The 20,689-nt window shown below is 73.0% G+C and carries 20 protein-coding genes; 12 read left to right on the top strand and 8 right to left on the bottom strand.

Going from position 1 to position 20,689, the window contains the following annotated elements:
* Positions 1-83: 83 nt before the first annotated feature.
* The 3 genes from ACH4TP_RS16265 to ACH4TP_RS16255 all read right to left on the bottom strand — a co-directional run bounded on the left by ACH4TP_RS16265 (position 84) and on the right by ACH4TP_RS16255 (position 3,406).
* A complete protein-coding gene (locus ACH4TP_RS16265; protein WP_398438260.1) occupies positions 84-1,169 on the bottom strand; it encodes a prenyltransferase in 1,086 nt (361 codons plus the stop codon).
* A complete protein-coding gene (locus ACH4TP_RS16260) occupies positions 1,166-1,900 on the bottom strand; it encodes a class I SAM-dependent methyltransferase (RefSeq protein ID WP_389230185.1) in 735 nt (244 codons plus the stop codon). Before ACH4TP_RS16260 ends, ACH4TP_RS16265 begins: the two co-directional genes overlap by 4 nt.
* A 171-nt stretch (positions 1,901-2,071) precedes the next feature.
* Positions 2,072-3,406: a glycosyltransferase family 4 protein gene (locus ACH4TP_RS16255; protein WP_398438258.1), complete on the bottom strand. Its 1,335-nt coding sequence runs from the start codon at positions 3,404-3,406 to the stop codon at positions 2,072-2,074.
* Between the two features lie 206 nt (positions 3,407-3,612).
* Here ACH4TP_RS16255 and ACH4TP_RS16250 point away from each other — a divergent pair, with 206 nt between their 5' ends.
* Positions 3,613-4,251 carry a TetR family transcriptional regulator gene (locus tag ACH4TP_RS16250; RefSeq protein ID WP_389230191.1) on the top strand — a complete coding sequence of 213 codons (639 nt, stop codon included), beginning with the start codon at positions 3,613-3,615 and terminating at the stop codon, positions 4,249-4,251.
* Between the two features lie 19 nt (positions 4,252-4,270).
* On the opposite strand, the gene ACH4TP_RS16245 is transcribed toward ACH4TP_RS16250, so the two are convergent.
* The 3 genes from ACH4TP_RS16245 to ACH4TP_RS16235 form a co-directional block, all read right to left on the bottom strand.
* Positions 4,271-4,822 (bottom strand): hypothetical protein, encoded by a 552-nt coding sequence (locus ACH4TP_RS16245; RefSeq protein WP_389230194.1) that lies wholly within the window; start codon positions 4,820-4,822, stop codon positions 4,271-4,273.
* A gap of 96 nt (positions 4,823-4,918) precedes the next feature.
* Entirely contained in the window at positions 4,919-5,152 is a 234-nt protein-coding gene (locus ACH4TP_RS16240; RefSeq protein WP_389230196.1) for a ferredoxin, read from the bottom strand.
* Positions 5,152-6,615, bottom strand: coding sequence for an aldehyde dehydrogenase (locus tag ACH4TP_RS16235; RefSeq protein ID WP_398438255.1), 1,464 nt, complete (start codon positions 6,613-6,615; stop codon positions 5,152-5,154). Before ACH4TP_RS16235 ends, ACH4TP_RS16240 begins: the two co-directional genes overlap by 1 nt.
* A gap of 132 nt (positions 6,616-6,747) precedes the next feature.
* On the opposite strand from ACH4TP_RS16235, the gene ACH4TP_RS16230 reads away from it, so the two are divergent.
* The 8 genes from ACH4TP_RS16230 to ACH4TP_RS16195 all read left to right on the top strand — a co-directional run bounded on the left by ACH4TP_RS16230 (position 6,748) and on the right by ACH4TP_RS16195 (position 15,711).
* Positions 6,748-7,794 (top strand): MBL fold metallo-hydrolase, encoded by a 1,047-nt coding sequence (locus ACH4TP_RS16230; RefSeq protein ID WP_389230201.1) that lies wholly within the window; start codon positions 6,748-6,750, stop codon positions 7,792-7,794.
* A 217-nt stretch (positions 7,795-8,011) separates the two neighbouring features.
* The gene (locus ACH4TP_RS16225) at positions 8,012-9,265 is read left to right on the top strand and encodes a prenyltransferase/squalene oxidase repeat-containing protein (protein ID WP_398438253.1); all 1,254 of its coding nucleotides are present in this window, start codon (positions 8,012-8,014) and stop codon (positions 9,263-9,265) included.
* Between the two features lie 95 nt (positions 9,266-9,360).
* Positions 9,361-9,966, top strand: a complete 606-nt coding sequence (locus ACH4TP_RS16220) for an SCO2322 family protein (protein WP_398438251.1) — start codon at positions 9,361-9,363, stop codon at positions 9,964-9,966.
* Complete coding sequence (locus ACH4TP_RS16215) at positions 9,963-11,081, top strand: energy-coupling factor transporter transmembrane protein EcfT (RefSeq protein ID WP_398438249.1); 1,119 nt, start codon at positions 9,963-9,965, stop codon at positions 11,079-11,081. The genes ACH4TP_RS16220 and ACH4TP_RS16215 overlap by 4 nt, the downstream gene beginning before the upstream one ends.
* Complete coding sequence (locus ACH4TP_RS16210) at positions 11,078-12,859, top strand: ABC transporter ATP-binding protein (protein WP_398438248.1); 1,782 nt, start codon at positions 11,078-11,080, stop codon at positions 12,857-12,859. Before ACH4TP_RS16215 ends, ACH4TP_RS16210 begins: the two co-directional genes overlap by 4 nt.
* The gene (locus ACH4TP_RS16205; protein ID WP_389230214.1) at positions 12,856-13,746 is read left to right on the top strand and encodes an ECF transporter S component; all 891 of its coding nucleotides are present in this window, start codon (positions 12,856-12,858) and stop codon (positions 13,744-13,746) included. The genes ACH4TP_RS16210 and ACH4TP_RS16205 overlap by 4 nt, the downstream gene beginning before the upstream one ends.
* A gap of 286 nt (positions 13,747-14,032) precedes the next feature.
* The gene (locus tag ACH4TP_RS16200; protein WP_389230217.1) at positions 14,033-14,434 is read left to right on the top strand and encodes a transglycosylase SLT domain-containing protein; all 402 of its coding nucleotides are present in this window, start codon (positions 14,033-14,035) and stop codon (positions 14,432-14,434) included.
* Positions 14,435-14,619: 185 nt separating this feature from the next.
* On the top strand, positions 14,620-15,711 hold the full coding sequence (locus tag ACH4TP_RS16195; protein ID WP_398438245.1) for an NAD(P)H-dependent flavin oxidoreductase: 1,092 nt from the start codon (positions 14,620-14,622) through the stop codon (positions 15,709-15,711).
* 23 nt (positions 15,712-15,734) lie between these two features.
* Here the strand turns inward: ACH4TP_RS16195 and ACH4TP_RS16190 are convergent, their stop codons facing one another.
* Positions 15,735-16,904, bottom strand: coding sequence for a steroid 3-ketoacyl-CoA thiolase (locus ACH4TP_RS16190; RefSeq protein WP_398178111.1), 1,170 nt, complete (start codon positions 16,902-16,904; stop codon positions 15,735-15,737).
* Positions 16,905-17,133: 229 nt separating this feature from the next.
* Here ACH4TP_RS16190 and ACH4TP_RS16185 point away from each other — a divergent pair, with 229 nt between their 5' ends.
* From ACH4TP_RS16185 to ACH4TP_RS16175, 3 genes are all read left to right on the top strand, one after another.
* Positions 17,134-18,429 carry a cytochrome P450 gene (locus tag ACH4TP_RS16185; RefSeq protein WP_398178114.1) on the top strand — a complete coding sequence of 432 codons (1,296 nt, stop codon included), beginning with the start codon at positions 17,134-17,136 and terminating at the stop codon, positions 18,427-18,429.
* 70 nt (positions 18,430-18,499) lie between these two features.
* Positions 18,500-19,588 carry a DUF2330 domain-containing protein gene (locus tag ACH4TP_RS16180; RefSeq protein WP_398178117.1) on the top strand — a complete coding sequence of 363 codons (1,089 nt, stop codon included), beginning with the start codon at positions 18,500-18,502 and terminating at the stop codon, positions 19,586-19,588.
* Positions 19,585-20,253 carry an O-methyltransferase gene (locus tag ACH4TP_RS16175; RefSeq protein ID WP_389230232.1) on the top strand — a complete coding sequence of 223 codons (669 nt, stop codon included), beginning with the start codon at positions 19,585-19,587 and terminating at the stop codon, positions 20,251-20,253. Before ACH4TP_RS16180 ends, ACH4TP_RS16175 begins: the two co-directional genes overlap by 4 nt.
* Positions 20,254-20,256: 3 nt before the next feature.
* Here the strand turns inward: ACH4TP_RS16175 and ACH4TP_RS16170 are convergent, their stop codons facing one another.
* Complete coding sequence (locus ACH4TP_RS16170) at positions 20,257-20,661, bottom strand: hypothetical protein (protein ID WP_398178120.1); 405 nt, start codon at positions 20,659-20,661, stop codon at positions 20,257-20,259.
* Positions 20,662-20,689: the final 28 nt, after the last annotated feature.

Raw genomic sequence — 20,689 nt, 5'->3', positions numbered from 1 at the left:
TCCACTTGACTCTGTTCTCCCGCACCTTGCGCATGTTCATGCCACTCATGAACGCGCACATCCTAGAGCGCGGGAAAACGTGCTCAGCAGCAGTCCGGTTCAAGGCCCGCGGGGAGCCGGTCGCCGCCGAAGACGGCGACGGTCGCCTGCTCGCCGCCGAGGGCGGCCACCGCGAGGAGGAGGGAGCCGGCGGTCCAGCTGGTCTGCTCCTCGGGCCAGACGGCCTTGTCGCCGTCCGTGGCGCCCTCGAAGACGTACCCCGTCCAGTACATGCCGTTCCCGGCACGCAGGTGCTGGATGTCCTGGAGGATCGTGAGGGCCCGGTCGGACTCCCCCATCGCCCAGAGGGCGAGGGCCAGTTCGCAGCTCTCGCCGCCGGTGACCCACGGGTTGGGGACGACGCAGCGCACGCCGAGGCCGGGGACGACGAAGGCGTCCCAGGAGGCCTCGATCCGCTCCTTGGCGTCGGCCCCGGTGACCGCGCCGCCGAGGACCGGGTAGTACCAGTCCATCGAGTAGCGGGACTTGTCGAGGAAGCGCTCGGGGTGCCGGCGGATCGCGTGGCCGAGGGCCCCGGCCGCCAGCTCCCAGTCGGGCTGCGCCTCCTCGCGTGCCTCGGCGATGGCGAGCGCGCAGCGCAGCGCCTGGTGGATCGACGAGCTGCCGGTCAGCAGCGCGTCGTCCACGGGCGTCCCGTCGGGCTCGCGCTTCCAGCCGATCTGGCCGCCGGGCTGCTGGAGCCCGAGGACGAACTCGACGGCCGCGTAGACGACGGGCCACATCCGGTCGAGGAAGGCGTCGTCCCCGGTGGACAGGTAGTGGTGCCAGACGCCGACGGCTATGTACGCGACGAAGTTGGACTCGCGGCTGCGGTCGGTGACGTCGTCCGGGTCGCCGTCGTGGTAGGCCGCGTACCAGGAGCCGTCGCCGTTCTGGTGGCGGGCGAGCCACTCGTAGGCGCGGGCCGCCGCCTCGTGCTCGCCGGCCGCGTCCAGGGCCATGGCCGCCTCGGTGTGGTCCCACGGGTCCAGGTGGTGGCCGCGGAACCAGGGGATGGCGCCGTCCCCGCGCTGCACCGCGAGTATCCCGGCCACCGTCTCGGCGGCCTGCTCGGCGGTGAGCACCCCGGGCAGGACGAGGTGCTCCGCACTCCGCTCGGGAGACGTCACTTGACGTCGGCCTTCGGGAGGTGCGGCTTGGTCGCGTACGCCACGAAGCTCTTGCCGACGACCGGGTTGAGCAGCTGCTCGGCGACCCGGGTCAGGGCGGGCTTCTTCATGATGTCCCAGACGAGCAGCTTGTGGTACGCGCGGACCGGCAGCGCCTTGTCGTTGTCCACGCCGAAGGCGCACTTCAGCCACCAGTACGGCGAGTGCAGCGCGTGCGCGTGGTGGGTGCCGTACGGCTTGAGGCCGGCCTGCCGGATCTTGGCGAGCAGCTCGTCGGCCTTGTAGATGCGGATGTGTCCGCCCTCGACCTCGTGGTACGCGTCGGAGAGCGCCCAGCAGACCTTCTCGGGGCCGTACCGGGGCACGGTGATCGCGATCCGCCCGCCCGGCTTGAGGACGCGCACCATCTCGGCGAGCACCCCCTTGTCGTCCGGGATGTGCTCCATCACCTCGGAGATGATGACGACGTCGAAGGACTCGTCGGGGAACGGCAGGTTGAGCGCGTCCCCCTCCATCGCGGTAGCGCTCGCACCGGCGGGGGCCTCACCGGCCTCCTTCATCGCCGCGAACCACTTCGCGACCTCGCGGATCTCCTCCCCGTTCTGGTCGAGCGCCACGACCTGCGCACCGCGCCGGTAGCACTCGAAGGCATGCCGCCCGGCCCCACAGCCCAGATCGAGCACCCGATCACCGGGAGCAAGCGGAAAACGAGTGAAGTCGACGGTCAGCACGAGGTCTGCCTTTCACGGTTGGAGAGTGGTTGTGGGCAGTCGCCGCCGCCTGGTTGTGGGCAGGCGTTCCGCAGGGCGAGGGGGTCCCCCCTGCTCGAGCGAAGCCGAGAGCTTGGGGGAGGGTGGGCACAACCCCACCACCGGGCTGCACCCGGGGAACAAGGCGAGGCCTCACCGACGGACTCCGGCACCCTGACGGGCAACGGCCTCGCGGTACAGCTCGGCCGTCCCCTGCGCGGCCCTGGCCCAGGTGAAGTTGGCCAGGACCCGCTCACGCCCGGCGGCGCCCAGCCGCGCCCGCAGCTCCGCGTCGCCGAGCATCCGGCCGAGCGCCGCGGCCAGCGCGCCCGCGTCACCGGTCGGCACCGCGAGGCAGGTCTCCCCGTCGGGTCCCGCGACCTCGGGAATCGCCCCGCCGGTCGTCGCGACCAGCGGAGTCCCGGTCGCCATCCCCTCCGCCGCCGGCAGCGAGAACCCCTCGTACAGCGACGGCACACACGCGACCTGCGCGGACCGGTAGAGGTCCACGAGCTCGGCATCGCTGATGCCCTTGACGAACGAGACGGCCCCGTCGAGCCCGTACCGCTCGATCGCCGCGGCCACCGGCCCGTCCTCGGCGCGCTTGCCGACGACGACGAGGTGCGCCTCGGGGTTCTCGGTACGGAGCTTGGCGAGCGCCTCGACGAGGAAGACCAGGCCCTTGAGGGGGACGTCGGCGCTCGACGTGGTGACGATCCGCCCGGGGATCTCGGCCACGGACGGGTCCGGCGACCACAGGTCCGTGTCGGCGCCGATGTGGACGACGCGGATGCGGTCCTCGCGGACGCCGAGGTGCTCGACGATCTCCTGGCGGGAGGTGCCGGAGACGGTGAGGACGGAGGGCAGCCGGCGGGCGACCTTCTTCTGCATCCCGGTGAAGGCGTACCAGCGGCGGACGGAGGCGCGGCGCTTCCAGTCGGCGGCGGCGTCGAGTTCGAGCTGCCGGTCGACGGTGATGGGGTGGTGGATCGTGGTGACGAGCGGCGCGCCGATCGCGCGCGGGCCGCCGAGGAGCCCGTAGCCGAGGGTCTGGTTGTCGTGGACGACGTCGAAGTCGCCGCGGCGGGCGGCGAGCATCCGCCGGGCCCGCAGGGAGAAGGTGAGGGGCTCGGGGAAGCCGCCGGTCCACATGGTGGCGACTTCGAGGGCGTCGATCCAGTCCCGGTACTCCTCGCGCTTCGGGGTCCGGAAGGGGTCCGGCGAGCGGTAGAGGTCGAGGCTGGCTATCTCGGTGAGCTTGAGGCCCTCCAGGTCCTCGCCCTCGTCGAGGACGGGGTACGGCTGGGAGCCGATGACCTCGACGCTGTGGCCGAGGCGGGCCAGCTCGCGGGAGAGGTGCCGGACGTAGACGCCCTGGCCCCCGCAGAACGGGTTCCCCTTGTACGTGAGGAGAGCGATCCGCAACGGACGGTCACCGGCCGCGGTGACGCCCTGTCGGGGGCTTGCCTCTATGGCCTCAGCGGTCATGCGCGACCCCCTTCGAGCGTGCGTTGAGCCGGAGCGTAACCGCTCGCGCTAATCTAGAACAAGTTACAGACTTGATCGTTCTTGATCCTTCAAGGAGCACAGAATCTACCGGCAGGTAGCTCCGTGGTGAGAGCCGGAACGGGTGATTCACGCCACGGCGGCCGAAGCGCCATACTGTCGCTCCCCCTCGCACGGAACGGGACCCCATGACCGCAGAGAGCAGAGCGGACCACCGACCCGCGTCGCCGCCCCTCACGGAGCGCCAGGAGGCGCGGCGCCGCCGCATCCTGAACGCCAGCGCCCAGCTCGCGGCCAGGGGCGGCTTCGACGCCGTGCAGATGCGGGAGGTCGCCGAGGCGGCGGGGGTCGCCCTCGGCACCCTGTACCGGTACTTCCCGTCCAAGATCCACCTCCTCGTGGCGACCATGCAGGACCAGCTCCAGCACATGCACACCACGCTGCGGAAGCGGCCGCCCGCCGGCGCGGACCCGGCGCAGCGCGTCGCCGAGACGCTGATGCGCGCCTTCCGGGCGCTCCAGCGGGAACCGCAGCTGGCCGACGCGATGGTGCGGGCGCTGACCTTCGCGGACCGCAGCGTGAGCCCCGAGGTGGACACGGTCTCCCGGCTGACGACCGCGATCATCCTCGACGCGATGGGGGCGGAGCATCCGAGCCCGGGGCAGCTCTCGGTGGTCCGGGTGATCGAGCACACCTGGCACTCGGCGCTGATCACCTGGCTGTCCGGGCGCGCCTCGATCGCACAGGTGAAGATCGACATCGAGACGGTCTGCCGGCTGATCGACCTGACCGCCCCCGGGGCCGGCGCCGCTCCCGGGGGCGAGTGACCCAGGACTTCCGGGCTGCCTAGGACTTCTTGTTCTTCTTCAGGTCGGCCGCGAAGAGCGCCTCGCACTCCGGGCCGGTGTCGGTGGCGATGAACATCACCATCTTCAGCGGCCCCGTGGAGTGGTTGCTGGCCTTGAGCTGCCAGCCGCTCTTGGTGAAGGTCTTGATCTCCGAACCGGCCTGCGCGAAGCCCTTGCCCTCGGCCCAGCCGCCCTTGGCGAGGGTCGTGACCGTGCCGTCGTAGGACTTCTTCGGGTCGGCCGCCTTCTCGGCGTCGGCGTCCCAGGTGACCATGCACTTCTTCAGCTCGGGCGCCACCGGGTCGCCGCTGGGGTCCTCGGTGAAGCCGGCGGCGGTCGCCGCGTCCTCGATCTCCTTGCTCACCGCGTCGGCGGTCAGCGTCCCGCCGTCCGCCTCCGAGCCGCCGCCCGAACCGCCCGTCGCGGCCGACCCGGCCGAGGAGGAGCCGGCCGAGGACGAACCGCCCTTGTCCGCACCGCCCTCGCTGCCGCAGCCCGAGACCAGCAGCGCCACACCGGCGGCCGCGGCCACCCACATCGCCTTGCGCACAACACTCCCAATTCCACGCGCACGAAGGCCCCTTGCCCCCGTGATCAAGGGGCCCAGTTTTGCATGCGGGAACGACGGCCCGGCGCAGGCGCCCGGTCACTCCTCCGGCGGGTACACCGGCTCCCCGCCGTCCGCCAGGGTGATGAGGATCGCCTCCACCGGGCAGCCCTCGGCCGCCGCGAGGAGGCGTTCCCCCGCGTCTGCCTCCGGCGCCACCGGGTGGGACTGGCGGGCCGTGTCGAGGCGGAAACCGTCCGGGGCGTGGTTGACGCACATGCCGGAGCCGATGCAGACGCTCCGGTCGACCTCGACGCGCCAGCGGTCCCCCATCACGCGCCGCCCTCGTAGCCGGCCGGCAGGTGGATCATCTTGTGCTCCAGGTACTCGCCGAAGCCCTCGGGGCCGAACTCCCGCCCCAGGCCGGAGTTCTTGTAGCCGCCGAAGGGGCCGAGCATGTCGAGGCTGAAGGTGTTGACGTTGAAGGTGCCGGTGCGCACGGAGCGGGCGAAGTCGATGCCGTGCTCCACGTCCCCGGTCCAGACGCTGCCGCTGAGCCCGAAGTCGGAGTCGTTCGCGATCCGCCGGGCCTCGGCCTCGTCCCCGTACGGCAGGAGGCAGATGACCGGGCCGAAGATCTCCTCGCGGGCGATCCGCATGGAGTTGTCGACGTCGCCGAAGAGGGTCGGCTCGACGTACCAGCCGCGCTCCAGGCCGGCCGGGCGTCCGCCGCCGGTGAGGACCTTGGCCCCCTCGGCCTGGCCGATGGCGATGTAGTCGAGGGAGCGCTGCTGCTGGCGCCGGGCGACGAGCGGGCCGACCTGGGTGGCCGGGTCGAGCGGGTCGCCGACGACGAGCGCGCCGGCCGCCGCCGCGAGGGCCTCGGCGATCTCCTCGTACCGCGAGCGCGGCGCGAGGATGCGGGTCTGGGCCACGCAGGCCTGCCCGTTGTTCATCCAGGCCGCCGGGACGATCCCGGCGACGGCGGTCCCCAGGTCGGCGTCCGGCAGGATCACGGCGGCCGACTTGCCGCCCAGTTCGAGGGTGACGCGGGTGAGGTTGCGGGAGGCGACCTCCATGACCCGCTTGCCGGCGGCGACCGAACCGGTGAAGGACACCTTGTCGACGCCGGGGTGGCCGACGAGGTACTCGCTGACCTCCCGGTCGGCGGGCAGGATCGACAGCACCCCCTCCGGGAGCCCGGCCTCCGCCGCGATCTCACCGAGGAGGTACGAGTCGAGCGGCGACTCCGGCGAGGGCTTGAGCACCACCGTGCAGCCCGCGAGCAGCGCGGGCCCCAACTTGGCGGCGGCGGTGAACTGCGGCACGTTCCACGGGACGACGGCCGCCACCACCCCCACCGGCTCCCGCCGTACGAGCAGCGGCCCGAGGACCCCGCCACGCCGCTCCTCGTACGGGAAGTCCCGCGCGACCGTGATCGCCGCGTCCCAGACCATCATCGCGCCGAGCGCCTGCGCGAGGACGGACCAGGAGTAGGGGGAGCCGTTCTGGGAGCTGATGACGCGGCCGATCTCCTCGTACCGGACGGCGATGGCGTCCTTGATGCGGGAGACGACCGCGATCCGCTCCTCGACGGTCATCCTGGGCCACGGCCCGTGGTCGAAGGCCGCGCGGGCGGCGGCCACGGCCCGGTCCACATCGGCCTCGGAGGCATGCGGGACGCGGCCGATGACCTGCTCGGTGTGCGGGGAGATCACCTCGATGACCTCGCTGCCGAGCGGGTCGGTCAACTCCCCGCCGATGAACAGCTTTCCGTGCTCCACAAGCTCGGTCATGACCGCTGCCTCCCGAGGAGATGGAATTGCCCGTTGAAGTTCCGACGATGTTCCTGACGGTGCTTCAGAACTGATACCAGTTCTAGTTATGGTGGGCAATGGTCGTACCGGTACGCAGAGACGAGGACGCTCATGACACAGGTGCCCCAGGTGACCGAGCACGGCGGAGGCGTCTGGTCCCTGCGGGTGCCCATCCCGGACAATCCGCTGGGCCACACCCTGGTCCACGTCCTCGACACCGACCGCGGCCCGGTCCTCGTCGACACGGGCTGGGACGACCCGGCCTCCTGGAGCGAACTCACCGGCGGCCTGGGCGCCCTGGGCCTCTCCGTCACGGAGATCCACGGGGTCGTCATCACCCACCACCACCCCGACCACCACGGCCTCTCCGGCCGCGTCCGCGAGGAGTCCGGGGCCTGGATCGCCATGCATGCCGCCGACACGGCCGTCGTCCGCCGCACCCGCGAGGCCGAGCCCGGCACCTGGTTCGACTACCTCGCCCGCAAACTCGCCGCCGTCGGCGCCCCCGAGGACCACATCACCCCGCTGCGCGCCGCCCGCGCCGCCGGACGGACGCGGACCCTGCCCGGCCTCCGCTCGGCCCTCCCCGACCGCGAGATCGTCCCCGGCGAACTCCTCGACCTGGCCGGACGGCGCCTCCGCGCGATCTGGACCCCCGGCCACACCCCCGGGCACGTCTGCCTCCACCTGGAGGAGGAGCACCCCTCCCGGCTGCCCGGCCACGGCCGGCTCTTCTCCGGCGACCACCTGCTGCCCGGGATCTCCCCCCACATCGGCCTGTACGAGGACCCCGACGAGGTCATGGAGACCGACCCCCTCGGCGACTACCTGGACTCCCTCGAACGCATCGGCCGCCTCGGCGTCGCCGAGGTCCTCCCCGCCCACCAGTACGCCTTCACCGACGCCGCCGGCCGGGTCCGCGAACTCCTCGACCACCACGAGGAACGCCTCACCGGCCTCCTCGCCCTCCTCGCCACCCCCCTCACCCCCTGGCAGCTCGCCGAGCGCATGGAGTGGAACCGCCCCTGGGAACAGATCCCCTACGGCTCCCGCAACATCGCCGTCAGCGAGGCCGAGGCCCACCTCCGCCGCCTGGTGAAACTCGGCCGCGCGGAGCCCGTGGCGGGCTCGGACCCGGTCACGTACGCGGCGGTGTGAGGCACCCCCCACCCCCGGAGCGGCGGGCATACGGGCCGGTAGAGTGGGCGTGTCGTCATCATGCCCGTACGGGGGGAATCCGGTGGAAATCCGGCACCGACCCCGCCCCGAGCTCTCGGCTTCGCCCGGGACATGACCGCCGGCACCGTCGAGGAACACGGAGCCGGAGCCTGGTGCCCCCGAGGCGTGCCGGTGCCCGGCCGCAGGAGAGGGCCCCATGAACACCGTCCGCCGCGGCGCCGCCGCGCTCGCCGCCGCCGCAGTCGCGCTCGGCACCGCAGCAGCCGTTCCGGCCGTCGCCGCGCCCTCCCCGTCCGCCTCGGCCTCCGCCGGCGGCTCCGGGAGCGGCCTGTACGGCACGAAGGACCCGACGTACGACGGCGTCTGGCGGCAGTCGCTCGCCTTCCTCGCCCAGCGGGCCACCGGCTACCAGCCCTCGGACCAGGCCGTGGACTGGCTGCTCGGCCAGCAGTGCGCCGACGGCTCGTTCGCCTCGTACCGCGCGGACGTGTCGAAGCCCTGCGATGCGAAGACGATGCGGGACACCAACGCCACCGCCGTCGCCGTCCAGGCGCTGCGCGCCGCGCGCGGGCAGGCCGCCGTCCCGGAGAAGATCGACGAGGCCGTCACCTCCGGCTCCGACTGGCTGCGGACCGTGCAGAACAAGGACGGCGGCTGGGGCTACGGCGCCGGCGGCGCGAGCGACGCCAACTCCACCTCGGTCGTCGTCGGCGCGCTCGCCGCGATCGGCGTGCGGCCCGCCTCGTTCACCTCCGCCGAGGGCCGCACCCCGTACGACGCGCTCCTCTCCTTCGCGCTGCCCTGCTCCGACAGGGACGGCGCCGGGGCGTTCGCGTACCAGCCGGACAAGACCGGCAAGCTCCTCGCCAACGCCGACGCCACCGCCGCGGCCACCCTCGCCGCGCTCGGCAAGAGCGTCGTCGCCACCAAGGCCTCCCCCGAGCAGCCGCCGACCTGCCACGACCTGTCGAAGCCGACCGTCGAGCGGGCCGCGCTGAACGGCGCCTCCTACCTGGCGAAGGCCCTCGCGAAGACCGGCCACCTCACCCTGCCGCCGATGCCGGGCGCCACCGACACCACCGAGCAGCCCGACATCGGCAACACCGCCGACGCCGTCGTCGCGCTCGCCGCCGCCGGCGCCGCGAAGGAGGCCGAGCCGGCGCTCGCGTGGCTGGAGAAGAACTCCACCGCCTGGGCGAAGGAGAACGGCCCGGCCGCCTACGCGCAGCTGATCCTGGCCGCCCGCGCGACGGAGACCGACCCGCGCGAGTTCGGCACGACGGACCTGGTCGAGCAGCTCAACGCCACCGGCCCCGCGCCCAAGGCCCCCGACACCTCCGCCGTCTCCACCAGCGACGACGAGTCCGGCTTCGACGTCTGGTGGATCATCGGCATCGGCACGGTCGTCGGCGTCGGCATCGGCTTCCTCGTCAGCGGCCGCAAGAAGTGAGCCGCAAGCGCACGCGGGACGGGGTGTCCCCTACTCGAGCGCAGTCGAGAGCTCGGGGAAGGATCGCGGGCGCCGCGGCGGGGGCGCTCCTGGCCGTGGCCGCGGCGGCTCCGGCGCAGGCGGCCGGCTACCGCTACTGGTCCTTCTGGGAGAGCGACGGCGGCAAGCCCTGGACGTACGCCACGCTGGGCCCGGCGAGCGCCCGGCCCGCCGACGGCGACGCGATCGGCTTCCGCTTCGCGGTCAGCAACGGCACGGACGACACCTCCCGGCCCTCCGTCGCCCCCGGCTTCGCGGGGATCTGCGGGGGCGTGGAGAAGAAGGACGGCACCAAGCGGATCGCGGTCGCCGTCGACTTCGGCGGCCCCGCCGACGCGCCGCCCGGGGAGACCCCGCCGAAGAAGCCCGTCGAGACCGGCTGCGCGGAGGTCCGCGAGGACGCGACGGCCGCGGAGGCGCTGGCCGTGGTGGCGAAGCCGCTGCGGTACGACAGCGTGGCCATGCTGTGCGGGATCGCGGGTTACCCGGCGCGGGGCTGCGGCGAGCAGGTCGAGGAGAAGCCGACGGCGTCGGCTCCTCCGAAGGCCGCTTCACAGGAATCCCCCGGGGCCGGCGGCCCGTCCTTCGGCCTGCTCGCGGGCGGGGCGGGCGTGCTGGCCCTCGGCGGGGCGGCGATCTGGAAGGCCCGCCGGCGCGGATGAGGCGGATCAGTACGGCCCGGAGCGTGTTCGCGGCGCCCGCGGCGAGCCGGGCCAACGCCCTGCACGCGGGCGCGTGGTGGCTGTGGGCGCTCGGCCTGGCCGTCGCCGCCTCCCGGACCACGAACCCGCTGCTGCTCGGACTGCTCGTCGGGGTGGCCGGTTACGTGGTGGCGGCCCGGCGCACGGACGCGCCCTGGGCCCGTTCGTACGGCGCGTTCGTGAAGCTGGGCCTGTTCGTCGTGGCACTGCGCGTGGTCTTCTCCCTGCTCCTCGGCTCCCCCGTCCCGGGCGAGCACGAACTGTTCACCCTCCCCGAGGTGCCGCTGCCCGACTGGGCGCAGGGGGTACGGATCGGGGGCCGGGTGACGGCCGAGCAGCTGGTCTTCGCGCTGTACGACGGCGCCAAGCTGGCCACCCTGCTCATCTGCGTGGGCGCCGCGAACGCGCTGGCCAACCCGGCGCGGCTCCTCAAGTCGCTGCCGGGGGCGCTGTACGAGGCCGGGGTCGCCGTCGTCGTGGCGATGACCTTCGCGCCGAACATGGTCGCCGACGTGGCCCGGCTGCGGACCGCCCGCCGGCTGCGGGGGCGGCCCACGGGCGGGGTCCGGGCGGTGCTCCAGATCGGCCTGCCGGTCCTGGAGGGAGCCCTTGAGCGGTCGATCGCGGTGGCGGCCTCGATGGACGCCCGGGGCTACGGCCGCACGGCCCGGGTCCCGGCGTCGGTACGCCGCACCACGAACCTCCTGACGCTGGGGGGTCTCCTCGGCGTCTGCGCCGGTTCGTACGGACTGCTGGCGGCGGAGGGCGCGGGGTACGGGCTTCCGCTCCTCGGCGCCGGGCTGCTCGCCGCGATGGCCGGGCTCCGGCTCGGCGGCCGCCGGACCGTCCGCACCCGCTACCGGCCCGACCGCTGGGGCGCGCGGGCCTGGCTGGTCGCGTGCTCCGGGGTGGCCGTCGCGACCCTGATGATCTGGGCGAACGCGTACGCCCCGGAGGCGCTGCACCCCGGCGTCGTCCCCCTGGAGGCGCCGGAGCTGCCGCTGTGGCCGGCGGTGTCGGTGCTCGTGGGCCTGGTCCCGGCGTTCGTGGCCCCCGTCCCCGAGGAGAACCTGTGATCCGCTTCGAGAACGTCTCGGTGCGCTACGAGGAGGACGCCGAGCCGACCCTGCGGAACGTGGACCTCACGGTCCCGGAGGGCGAGCTCGTACTCCTGGTGGGCCCTTCGGGCGTGGGCAAGTCGACCCTCCTGGGCGCGGTCTCGGGCCTCGTCCCCCACTTCACCGGCGGCACCCTGACCGGGCGGGTCACGGTCGACGGCCGCGACACCCGCACGCATCCGCCGCGCGAGCTCGCGGACCTGGTGGGCACGGTGGGCCAGGACCCGTCCGCGCACTTCGTCACCGACACGGTCGAGGACGAGCTCGCGTACGGCATGGAGTCCCTGGGCCTCGCGCCGGGCGTGATGCGCCGCCGCGTGGAGGAGACCCTGGACCTGCTGGGCCTCGCGGAGCTCCGCGACCGCCCGATCGCCACGCTCTCCGGCGGCCAGCGCCAGCGGGTCGCCATCGGCTCCGTCCTCACCCCCCACCCCAAGGTCCTCGTCCTCGACGAACCCACCTCCGCCCTCGACCCCTCGGCCGCGGAGGACGTCCTCGCGGTCCTCCAGCGCCTGGTCCACGACCTCGGCACGACGGTCCTCCTCGCCGAGCACCGCCTGGAGCGGGTCGTCCAGTACGCCGACCAGGTCCTCCTCCTTCCGGACGCCGTGATGGGACCCCCTGCCGAGATCATGTCCGTCTCGCCGGTCCACCCGCCGGTGGTGGGGCTGGGCCGACTGGCGGGCTGGGACCCGCTGCCGCTGACGGTGCGGGACGCGCGGCGGCGGGCGGCGCCGCTGAAGGCGAGGCTGGAGGGCCGGAGCCCTGCGGGGCTTCTCCCCCACCCCGCCCCTTCCCGTAACAGGGGCTCCGCCCCGGACCCCGTACGTGCTGAATCTCCAGCCCCGCCGGCGTTCGAGGCGCGGGGGCCCGGGGGCGGAGCCTCCCCACGCGGCGGAGCCGCAGACGTCACAGTCGGGAAGGGGCGGGGTGGGGGAATCCTCCCGTTCCTACGGCGCCGCACCGAACCCTCCGCCCCCACCCTCACCCCCCTGCTCCTCGCCGAAGGCCTCGGCGTCCGCCGCGGCCGCGTCGAGGCCCTCCGGCGCGTCGACCTCCGGGTCGCCCCCGGCGAGACCGTCGCGCTCATGGGCCGGAACGGCGCCGGGAAGTCCACCCTGCTCTCCACGCTCGTGGGCATGATCGAGCCGACGACCGGCACGGTCCGGGTCGCGGGGCGGGCCCCGCACGGCACCGCGCCCCGTGAGCTGATCCGCCAGGTCGGCCTGGTGCCGCAGGAGCCGCGGGACCTGCTGTACGCGGACACGGTCGCCGCCGAGTGCGCGGCGGCGGACGCGGACGCGGGCGCGGCGCGGGGGACCTGCCGGGCGCTGGTGGAGGAGCTGCTGCCGGGGGTCGCGGACGACACGCACCCCCGCGACCTGTCCGAGGGCCAGCGGCTCGCGCTCGCGCTGGCCGTGGTCCTGACGGGCCGCCCGCCGCTGCTCCTGCTCGACGAGCCGACCCGTGGCCTGGACTACGCGGCGAAGGCCCGTCTGGTGGCGCACCTCCGGACCCTCGCGGCGGACGGGCACGCGATCGTACTGGCGACGCACGACGTGGAGCTGGCGGCGGAGCTGGCGCACCGGGTGGTGATCATCGCGGACGGCGAGGTCGTCGCGGACGGCCCGACGGCCGAGGTCGTCGTGTCCTCGCCGGCGTTCTCGCCGCAGGTCGCGAAGATCCTGGCCCCGCAGCCGTGGCTCACGGTGGAGCAGGTGGAGGCGGCCCTGTGAGCACGACCACGCCGAGCACGGCCAGGACGTCCCGCCCGGTCCGCCTGGGCCCCCGTTCCGTCGCCGCGCTCGCCCTCGTCTCCCTCGTCGGGGTCCTCGCCTTCTGCTGGCCCCTCTTCGCGGACGCCGATTCCGCCGTCACCTCGCACGCCGGGGACGCGCCGTGGCTGTTCGCCGCGCTGCTTCCGCTCCTGGTGGCGGTGGTGGTGGCGACGATCGCGGACCGCGGGATGGACGCGAAGGCGGTGGCGATGCTGGGGGTCCTCGCCGCGGTGGGGGCGGCACTGCGCCCGCTGGGGGCGGGGACGGCCGGTCTGGAGCCGATGTTCTTCCTGATGGTGCTGAGCGGCCGGGTCCTGGGCCCGGGTTTCGGCTTCGTCCTGGGCTCGGTGACGATGTTCGCGTCGGCGCTGCTCACGGGCGGGGTGGGCCCGTGGATGCCGTTCCAGATGCTGTCGATGGGCTGGTTCACGATGGGCGCGGGGCTGCTGCCGGGCCCGGACCACCTGCGGGGGCGGGCCGAGCTGCTGATGCTGTCCGCGTACGGGTTCGTGGCGGCGTTCGCGTACGGAACGGTCATGAACCTGCAGGGCTGGGTCCTGCTCCAGGGTCTGAGCGGCGGGATCTCCTTCGAGCCGGGCGCCCCGCTGCACGAGAACCTGGTCCGTTTCCTCGCCTACGTCCTCGCCACCTCCCTCGGCTGGGACCTCGGCCGCGCCGCCCTCACGGTCGTCCTCACCCTCACCGTCGGCGGCACGCTCCTGAGGGCGCTGCGGCGGGCCACGCGGCGGGCGAACTTCGAGGCCCAGGTCACATTCGAGGCGCCGGAAGGGCCCTCTCCGAGTGAGGCGCCCCATAGGACCTACGTCACGTACGAGCCGAAATAGTAGACCGGCAGACCACGCCAAATCACCCCACACACCCGCACGACCTGCGGAAACGCCGCACACCCACCCGTCCCCCGCCACCCCCCGGGTCCGAACCTGCCTCGTACAGGGGGTCATTGCGTCGGCGTTCCGGCCCTGCTTCTCTGGTGGACGTCGCCAGGCAGCCGGTGCTCCTCGCAGCACCACGGCCGGCCGGATCCCCCCAGCTCCCGGGCCTCCCGGGCTCTGGTTCCGGCTTGCCGAAAACGCCTGGCGCGCCCCTTGTCCCCGACGTTAGGTCGATACCTTGATCCGCTCGCTCACCACTCGTGTCTCTGCCCGCAACAAGAAGATCGCCGTGTCCGCAGCCGTGCTGCTGGGCGCGTCGGGTGCGGTGCTGGGCACGACGGGCTCGGCTTCGGCCTCCAGCCCGCAGGAGCTCGCTCGTCAGATCGTCCCCGCCTCGCAGTACGCGTCGTTCAGCAAGATCGTCGAGCACGAGTCCGGCTGGAACCCCAGCGCCACCAACTCGTCCAGCGGCGCCTACGGCCTGGTCCAGGCCCTGCCGGGCGCGAAGATGGCCTCGGCCGGTTCCGACTGGAAGACCAACGCGGCCACCCAGATCAAGTGGGGCCTCAACTACATGAACGAGCGCTACGGCTCCCCGAACGCCGCGTGGGCGTTCTGGCAGGCCAACGGCTGGTACTAAGAAGCACCCAGCAGCCCTGCCGCACCGCGCATCCGCAAGGCCCCGCCCTCCTCACGGAGGGGCGGGGCCTGCGGCGTTTTCCGCGTGGCCCGATTTAGTAGACCGGTCGTCTAGCTTCGTCTAGTCTTCCCGGCATCGGCGGACCCCACAAGGACGAGGACCCGCCGCGACACCGGAGGTGGCCCATGCCCGCACGCCCCACCCTCCCGCCCGGCCGCTTCGGCGAGCTCGTCGGCATCCCGCTCCCCGTCGTCCAGGGCCCCTTCGGCGGGGGCCTGTCCTCCGTCGAGCTGGCCGCGGCGGTCTCCGAGGGCGGCGGCCTCGGCTCGTACGGGGCGCACATCCACACCCCCGAGGAGATCACCGCGCTCGTGGCCGAGCTCCGCGCCGCGACCGGCCGCCCCTTCGCGGTGAACCTGTGGGTGCCGCAGGAGGGCGAGCGGGCCGGCCTCCCGGCGTCCGAGCTCGCCGGGCACGTCGAGCGGCTCCGCCCGTACTACGAGGAGCTGGGCGTGCGCCCGCCGAGCGCCCGGGACGTCGAGGCACAGCCCGACTTCGACGCGCAGCTGGACGCCCTGATCGCGGCCGCCCCTCCGGTGATCAGCCTGGTCATGGGCCTGCCGCCGGGCCGCCTGGTCGCCGGGGCCCGGCGGCGCGGGACCGTCGTCATCGGCACGGCCACGACCGTCGAGGAGGCCGTGGCCCTGGAGGCGGCCGGGGTGGACGCGATCGTCGCCTCCGGCAGCGACGCGGGCGGCCACCGGGGCGCCTTCCTCCGTCCCGTACGGGAGTCCCTGGTCGGCACCTTCTCCCTGGTCCCGCAGGTGGCGGACGCGGTGTCGGTCCCGGTGGTCGCGGCCGGCGGGATCGCCGACGGGCGCGGGGTCGCCGCCGCGCTCGCGCTCGGCGCGGACGCCGTCCAGGTCGGGACGGGCTTCCTGGTGGCGCGCGAGTCGGGGGCGAGCGAGGCGCACCGGCGGGTCCTCGGCACCCCGGAGGCCCGGACGACCGTGCTCACCCGCCTCTTCTCGGGGCGCACGGCGCGCGGCATCCCGAACGGCTTCGTCCGGGACATGGCGGCCCACGAGGAGCTCGTGCCGCCGTATCCCGTGCAGAACGCGCTGATGCAGCCGATCCGCCGGGCGGCGGCCGCGCAGGACCGGCCCGAGTACGTGAACCTCTGGGCCGGCCAGGCGGCGGCCCTGGCGCAGGAGGCGCCGAAGGCCGCCGCGTACCTCGCCTCGCTCGTCGAGGAAGCGGTCGGAGCCGCCGGATGACGGTCAGAGGCGCCGGATGACGGTCAGAGCCGCTGGATGATCGTGCCGGTCGCGAGTGCCCCGCCCGCACACATGGTGATGAGTGCGAACTCCTTGTCCGTGCGCTCCAGTTCGTGCAGGGCGGTGGCGATGAGCCGGGCGCCGGTGGCGCCGACGGGGTGGCCGAGGGCGATGGCGCCGCCGTTGACGTTGACCTTCTCCAGGTCCTGGTCGAAGACCTGCGCCCAGCTCAGCACCACGGACGCGAAGGCCTCGTTGATCTCGACGAGGTCGATGTCCTTGAGCGACATCCCGGCCTTGCCGAGCACCGCCCGGGTCGCGTCGATCGGCCCGTCGAGGTGGAAGTGGGGGTCGGCGCCGACGAGGGCCTGGGCGACGATCCGGGCGCGGGGCTTCAGCTTCAGGGCGCGGGCCATGCGCTTGGAGGCCCACATGAGGGCGGAGGCGCCGTCGGAGATCTGGGAGGAGTTCCCGGCGGTGTGGATCGCGGTGGGCATGACGGGCTTGAGGCGGGACAGGCCCTCCATGGTGGTGTCGCGCAGGCCCTCGTCGCGGTCGACGAGCCGCCACATGCCCTGCCCCGCGGCCTGTTCGGCCTCCGTCGTGGGGACCTGGACGGCGAAGGTCTCGCGCTTGAAGCGCTCCTCGGCCCAGGCGGTCGCGGCGCGCTCCTGGGAGAGCAGGCCGAGGGAGTCGACGCGCTCGCGGGTGAGGCCGCGGCGGCGGGCGATGCGCTCGGCGGCCTCGAACTGGTTGGGCAGGTCGACGTTCCACTCGTCGGGGAACGGCTTGCCGGGCCCGTGCTTGGAGCCGGAGCCGAGCGGGACGCGCGACATGGCCTCGACGCCGCAGGAGATGCCGATGTCGATGACTCCGGCGGCGACCATGTTGGCGACCATGTGGCTGGCCTGCTGCGAGGAGCCGCACTGGCAGTCGACGGTGGTGGCGGCCGTCTCGTAGGGCAGGCCCATGGTGAGCCAGGCCGTGCGCGCCGGGTTCATGGACTGCTCGCCGGCGTGGGTGACCGTACCGCCGACGATCTGCTCGACGCAGTCGGCGTGGATGCCGGTGCGGCCGAGGAGTTCGCGGTAGGTCTCGCCCAGGAGGTAGGCGGGGTGGAGGTTGGCGAGCGCGCCTCCGCGCTTGCCGATGGGGGTGCGTACGGCTTCGACGATGACGGGTTCCGCGGCCATGAGCTCGTCCTCTCCTCGACCGGACGGGGTGTCCCGGCACCTCGTCCGGTCGGCGTCACGGGGGAACTAGTACGCGTTCTAGTTCTGAGTGCAGTCTTATGACTGCTACCGCCGGTACGCAAGGGTCCGGGAGGCAACAGTTCCCGCCCCGACCCTTGCTACTTGTAGAACTCGTTACTAACTTTCGCGGCAACTTCTGATGGTCCATCAGATATGGAGAGTGTTGCCGATGGCCTGCCCCCATCTCCCCGAAGGACTCCCCGCAGGAACCCCCGAAGGTCTCCCCGAAGGGCTTCCCGCGGGGTTCGACGCCACCGACCCCGACCTGCTCCAGGACCGGGTCCCCTTCCCGGAGTTCGCCCGGCTGCGGCAGACCGCGCCCGTCTGGTGGTGCCCCCAGCCGGCCGGCGTCACCGGCTTCGCGGACGGCGGGTACTGGGCGGTCACGCGCCACGCCGACGTCAAGTACGTCTCCACCCACCCCGAGCTGTTCTCCTCGAACGAGAACACCGCCGTCATCCGCTTCAACGAGCACATCACCCGGGACCAGATCGAGGTCCAGAAACTGATCATGCTGAACATGGACCCGCCCGAGCACACCCGGGTCCGCCAGATCGTCCAGCGCGGCTTCACCCCCCGCGCGATCCGGAGTCTGGAGACCGCCCTGCGCGAGCGCGCGCGGGCCATCGTCGACGAGGCGAAGCGCGGCGCGGGCGCCGACGGCACCTTCGACTTCGTCACCCGGGTCGCCGTCGAACTCCCCCTCCAGGCCATCGCCGAACTCATCGGCGTCCCCCAGGAGGACCGCTCCAGGATCTTCGACTGGTCGAACAAGATGGTCGCGTACGACGACCCCGAGTACGCCATCACCGAGGAGATCGGCGCCGAGGCCGCCATGGAACTCATCGGCTACTCGATGAACATGGCCGCCGCCCGCAAGGAGTGCCCGGCCCAGGACATCGTGTCGCAGCTCGTCGCCGCCGAGGGACAGGGGAACCTCTCCTCCGACGAGTTCGGCTTCTTCGTGCTGCTGCTCGCCGTCGCCGGCAACGAGACCACGCGCAACGCCATCAGCCACGGCATGCACGCCTTCCTCACCCACCCCGACCAGTGGGAACTCTTCAAGCGCGAGCGGCCCGCGACCGCCGCCGAGGAGATCGTCCGCTGGGCGACCCCGGTCGTCTCCTTCCAGCGGACCGCGACCCAGGACACCGAACTCGGCGGGCAGAAGATCCGCAAGGGCGACCGCATCGGCCTCTTCTACTCCTCCGCCAACAACGACCCCGAGGTCTTCACCGACCCCGAACGCTTCGACGTCACCCGCGACCCCAACCCCCACCTCGGCTTCGGCGGCGGCGGACCCCACTTCTGCCTCGGCAAGTCCCTCGCGATCAAGGAGATCGAACTGATCTTCAACGCCCTCGCCGACGCCCTGCCCGACCTCACCCTCGCCGGCGCACCACGCCGGCTGCGGGCGGCCTGGCTGAACGGGGTGAAGGAACTCCGGGTCCGCGCCTCGGCGTGACACGCCCGTACGGAACCGGAAAGCGCGGCACGCGCGGAACCGGAATGCGGTCGACCGCGTCCGACCCCACATGCGGGGGACACAGAGAAACATCCTGACCATCGTCATCGCGCTGCTGGCGCTCCAGCTCGGCTCGCTCGTCGCACCCGCCTACGCCTGCGGCTGCGGCGCGATGATCCCGGACAGGTCCGAGCGCATCGGCGTCGACCGGGAGGAGTCGGCCGTCCGCTGGGACGGCCGCGCCGAGACCGTCGTCATGCGCTTCCACGTGCACGGCAACGCCCGTCGGGCGGCCTGGATCATGCCGGTGCCGGGCCGCGCCGACGTCACCCTCGGCGACCCGGCGCTCTTCGACGAGCTCGACCGGCTCGCCGAGCCCGAGCAGCGCGACCGGCACTACTTCTGGCCGCGCGAGGGCGACTGGCCCTTCGACGCCACGTACGGGGACGGGGCCGCCGCCGCACCGCCCACCGCGGGAGGCGTCGGCGTCGTCGGCCGCGAACGGCTCGGCCCCTTCGACGTGGCCCGGCTCACCGCCACCGACCCCGAGGCCCTCGGCGACTGGCTGCACGCCAACGGCTTCGAGCTGCCCGAACGGCTCACCGGCGCACTCCGGCCGTACGTCGACCGGAAGTGGGAGTACGTCGCCGTCCGCCTCGCCCCGCAGGAGAAGGGCGCGGCCCTCTACGGCGAACTGACCCCGCTGCGCATCGGCTTCGCCTCTCCCGAACTCGTCTACCCCATGCGGCTCTCCCGCCTCGCGCAGACGCCGCAGACCCTCGGCCTGTACGTCCTCGCCGAGCACCGGATGGAGCCCCGCTCCCCCATCGGCGGCGACCGCCCCGAGGTCACCTTCGCGGGCCGGATCGAGCGGCCGGAGGGAGCGGTGGCGGGCCTCGCGGGCGACGCGCCCGTCCGTCTGACGGTCCTGGAACAGCACTTCCCCCACCCCGGACGCATCGACGACGACCACCACCTGCGGGCCGTCGCGGACACCCCGTACCGCGAGGTCGAGTACACCGACCGGCTGCTCACCCTCGGCGGCGTCCCGGCCTGGCTCCTGACGGTCGTCGCCGTTCCGCTGCTCGTGGCGCTGCTCGTCGTACGGGTGAAAAGGCACCGCCCACGCCGTGTCCCCGGTATACGTTCGACCGCATGACGAACCCTCAGTGGACCGAAGTGGACCAGTACTTCACCGACACGATCGCCCCCGCCGACGAGGCGCTCACGGCCGCGCTCGCCGACTCGAAGGCGGCGGGCCTGCCGGAGATCGCCGTCGCCCCCAACCAGGGCAAGCTGCTCCAGCTGCTCGCCCGGACGCAGGGCGCGCGCACCGTCCTGGAGATCGGCACCCTCGGCGGCTACAGCACGATCTGGCTGGCCCGCGCGCTGCCCGAGGACGGCCGGCTGATCACCCTGGAGTACGACCCCGCCCACGCGGACGTCGCCCGCGCCAACATCGCCCGCGCCGGCCTCGACAAGACCGTCGAGGTCCGGACGGGCGCGGCCCTGGACACCCTGCCGCAGCTGGAGGCGGAGGGCGCGGGCCCCTTCGACCTCGTCTTCATCGACGCCGACAAGGTCAACAACCCGCACTACGTGACCTGGGCCCTGAAGCTCTCCCGGCCGGGCACGCTGATCATCGTCGACAACGTGGTGCGGAACGGCCGGGTCGCCACCCCCCACCCGGACGACCCGGCGATCACCGGCACCCGCGAGATGTTCGACCTGGTCGCCCGCGAACCGCGCCTGGACGCGACGGCGCTCCAGACGGTGGGCGCGAAGGGCTACGACGGCCTGCTGCTCGCCCGGGTCGTCGGATGAGGACTACTTCCACTCGTACAGCGCGCCCGAGACCTTCCCGCTCTCCTCGGTGTCGAACTCGAACACGGTGGCGGTGCCGTTGAGCCGGGCGAACTGGGCGGCGGCGGTCTCGTAGAAGAGGGCGCCCCGCCAGCTCACGCCACCGGACTCGTTGAAGCGGCCGACACCGGAGCCGTGCCAGGTGATCGTCTCTCCGGCCTGGGTCATGCTGATGCCGTGGCCCTCGCCGAAGAGCGTGCCGTCGGCCTGCACGACCGCCTCGTACGTCCCCATGTCCTTGACGGCCACGCCGAGCAGCGTGCCCGTACCCGAGAACGAGGACTCCGTGACGGCATGACCGCCGTCCGTGGACAGCACGCGCAGCCCCGTCACCTCTCCAGAAACCGTTCCCAGCTGCTCGCCGAGCATGATGGGACTCCTCTCCGCCCCCCTCCCG

It is taken from the genome of Streptomyces sp. NPDC021012, assembly GCF_044333355.1.
Taxonomy (GTDB): Bacteria; Actinomycetota; Actinomycetes; order Streptomycetales; family Streptomycetaceae; genus Streptomyces.
This window is presented reverse-complemented; position numbering and strand designations above follow the sequence as displayed.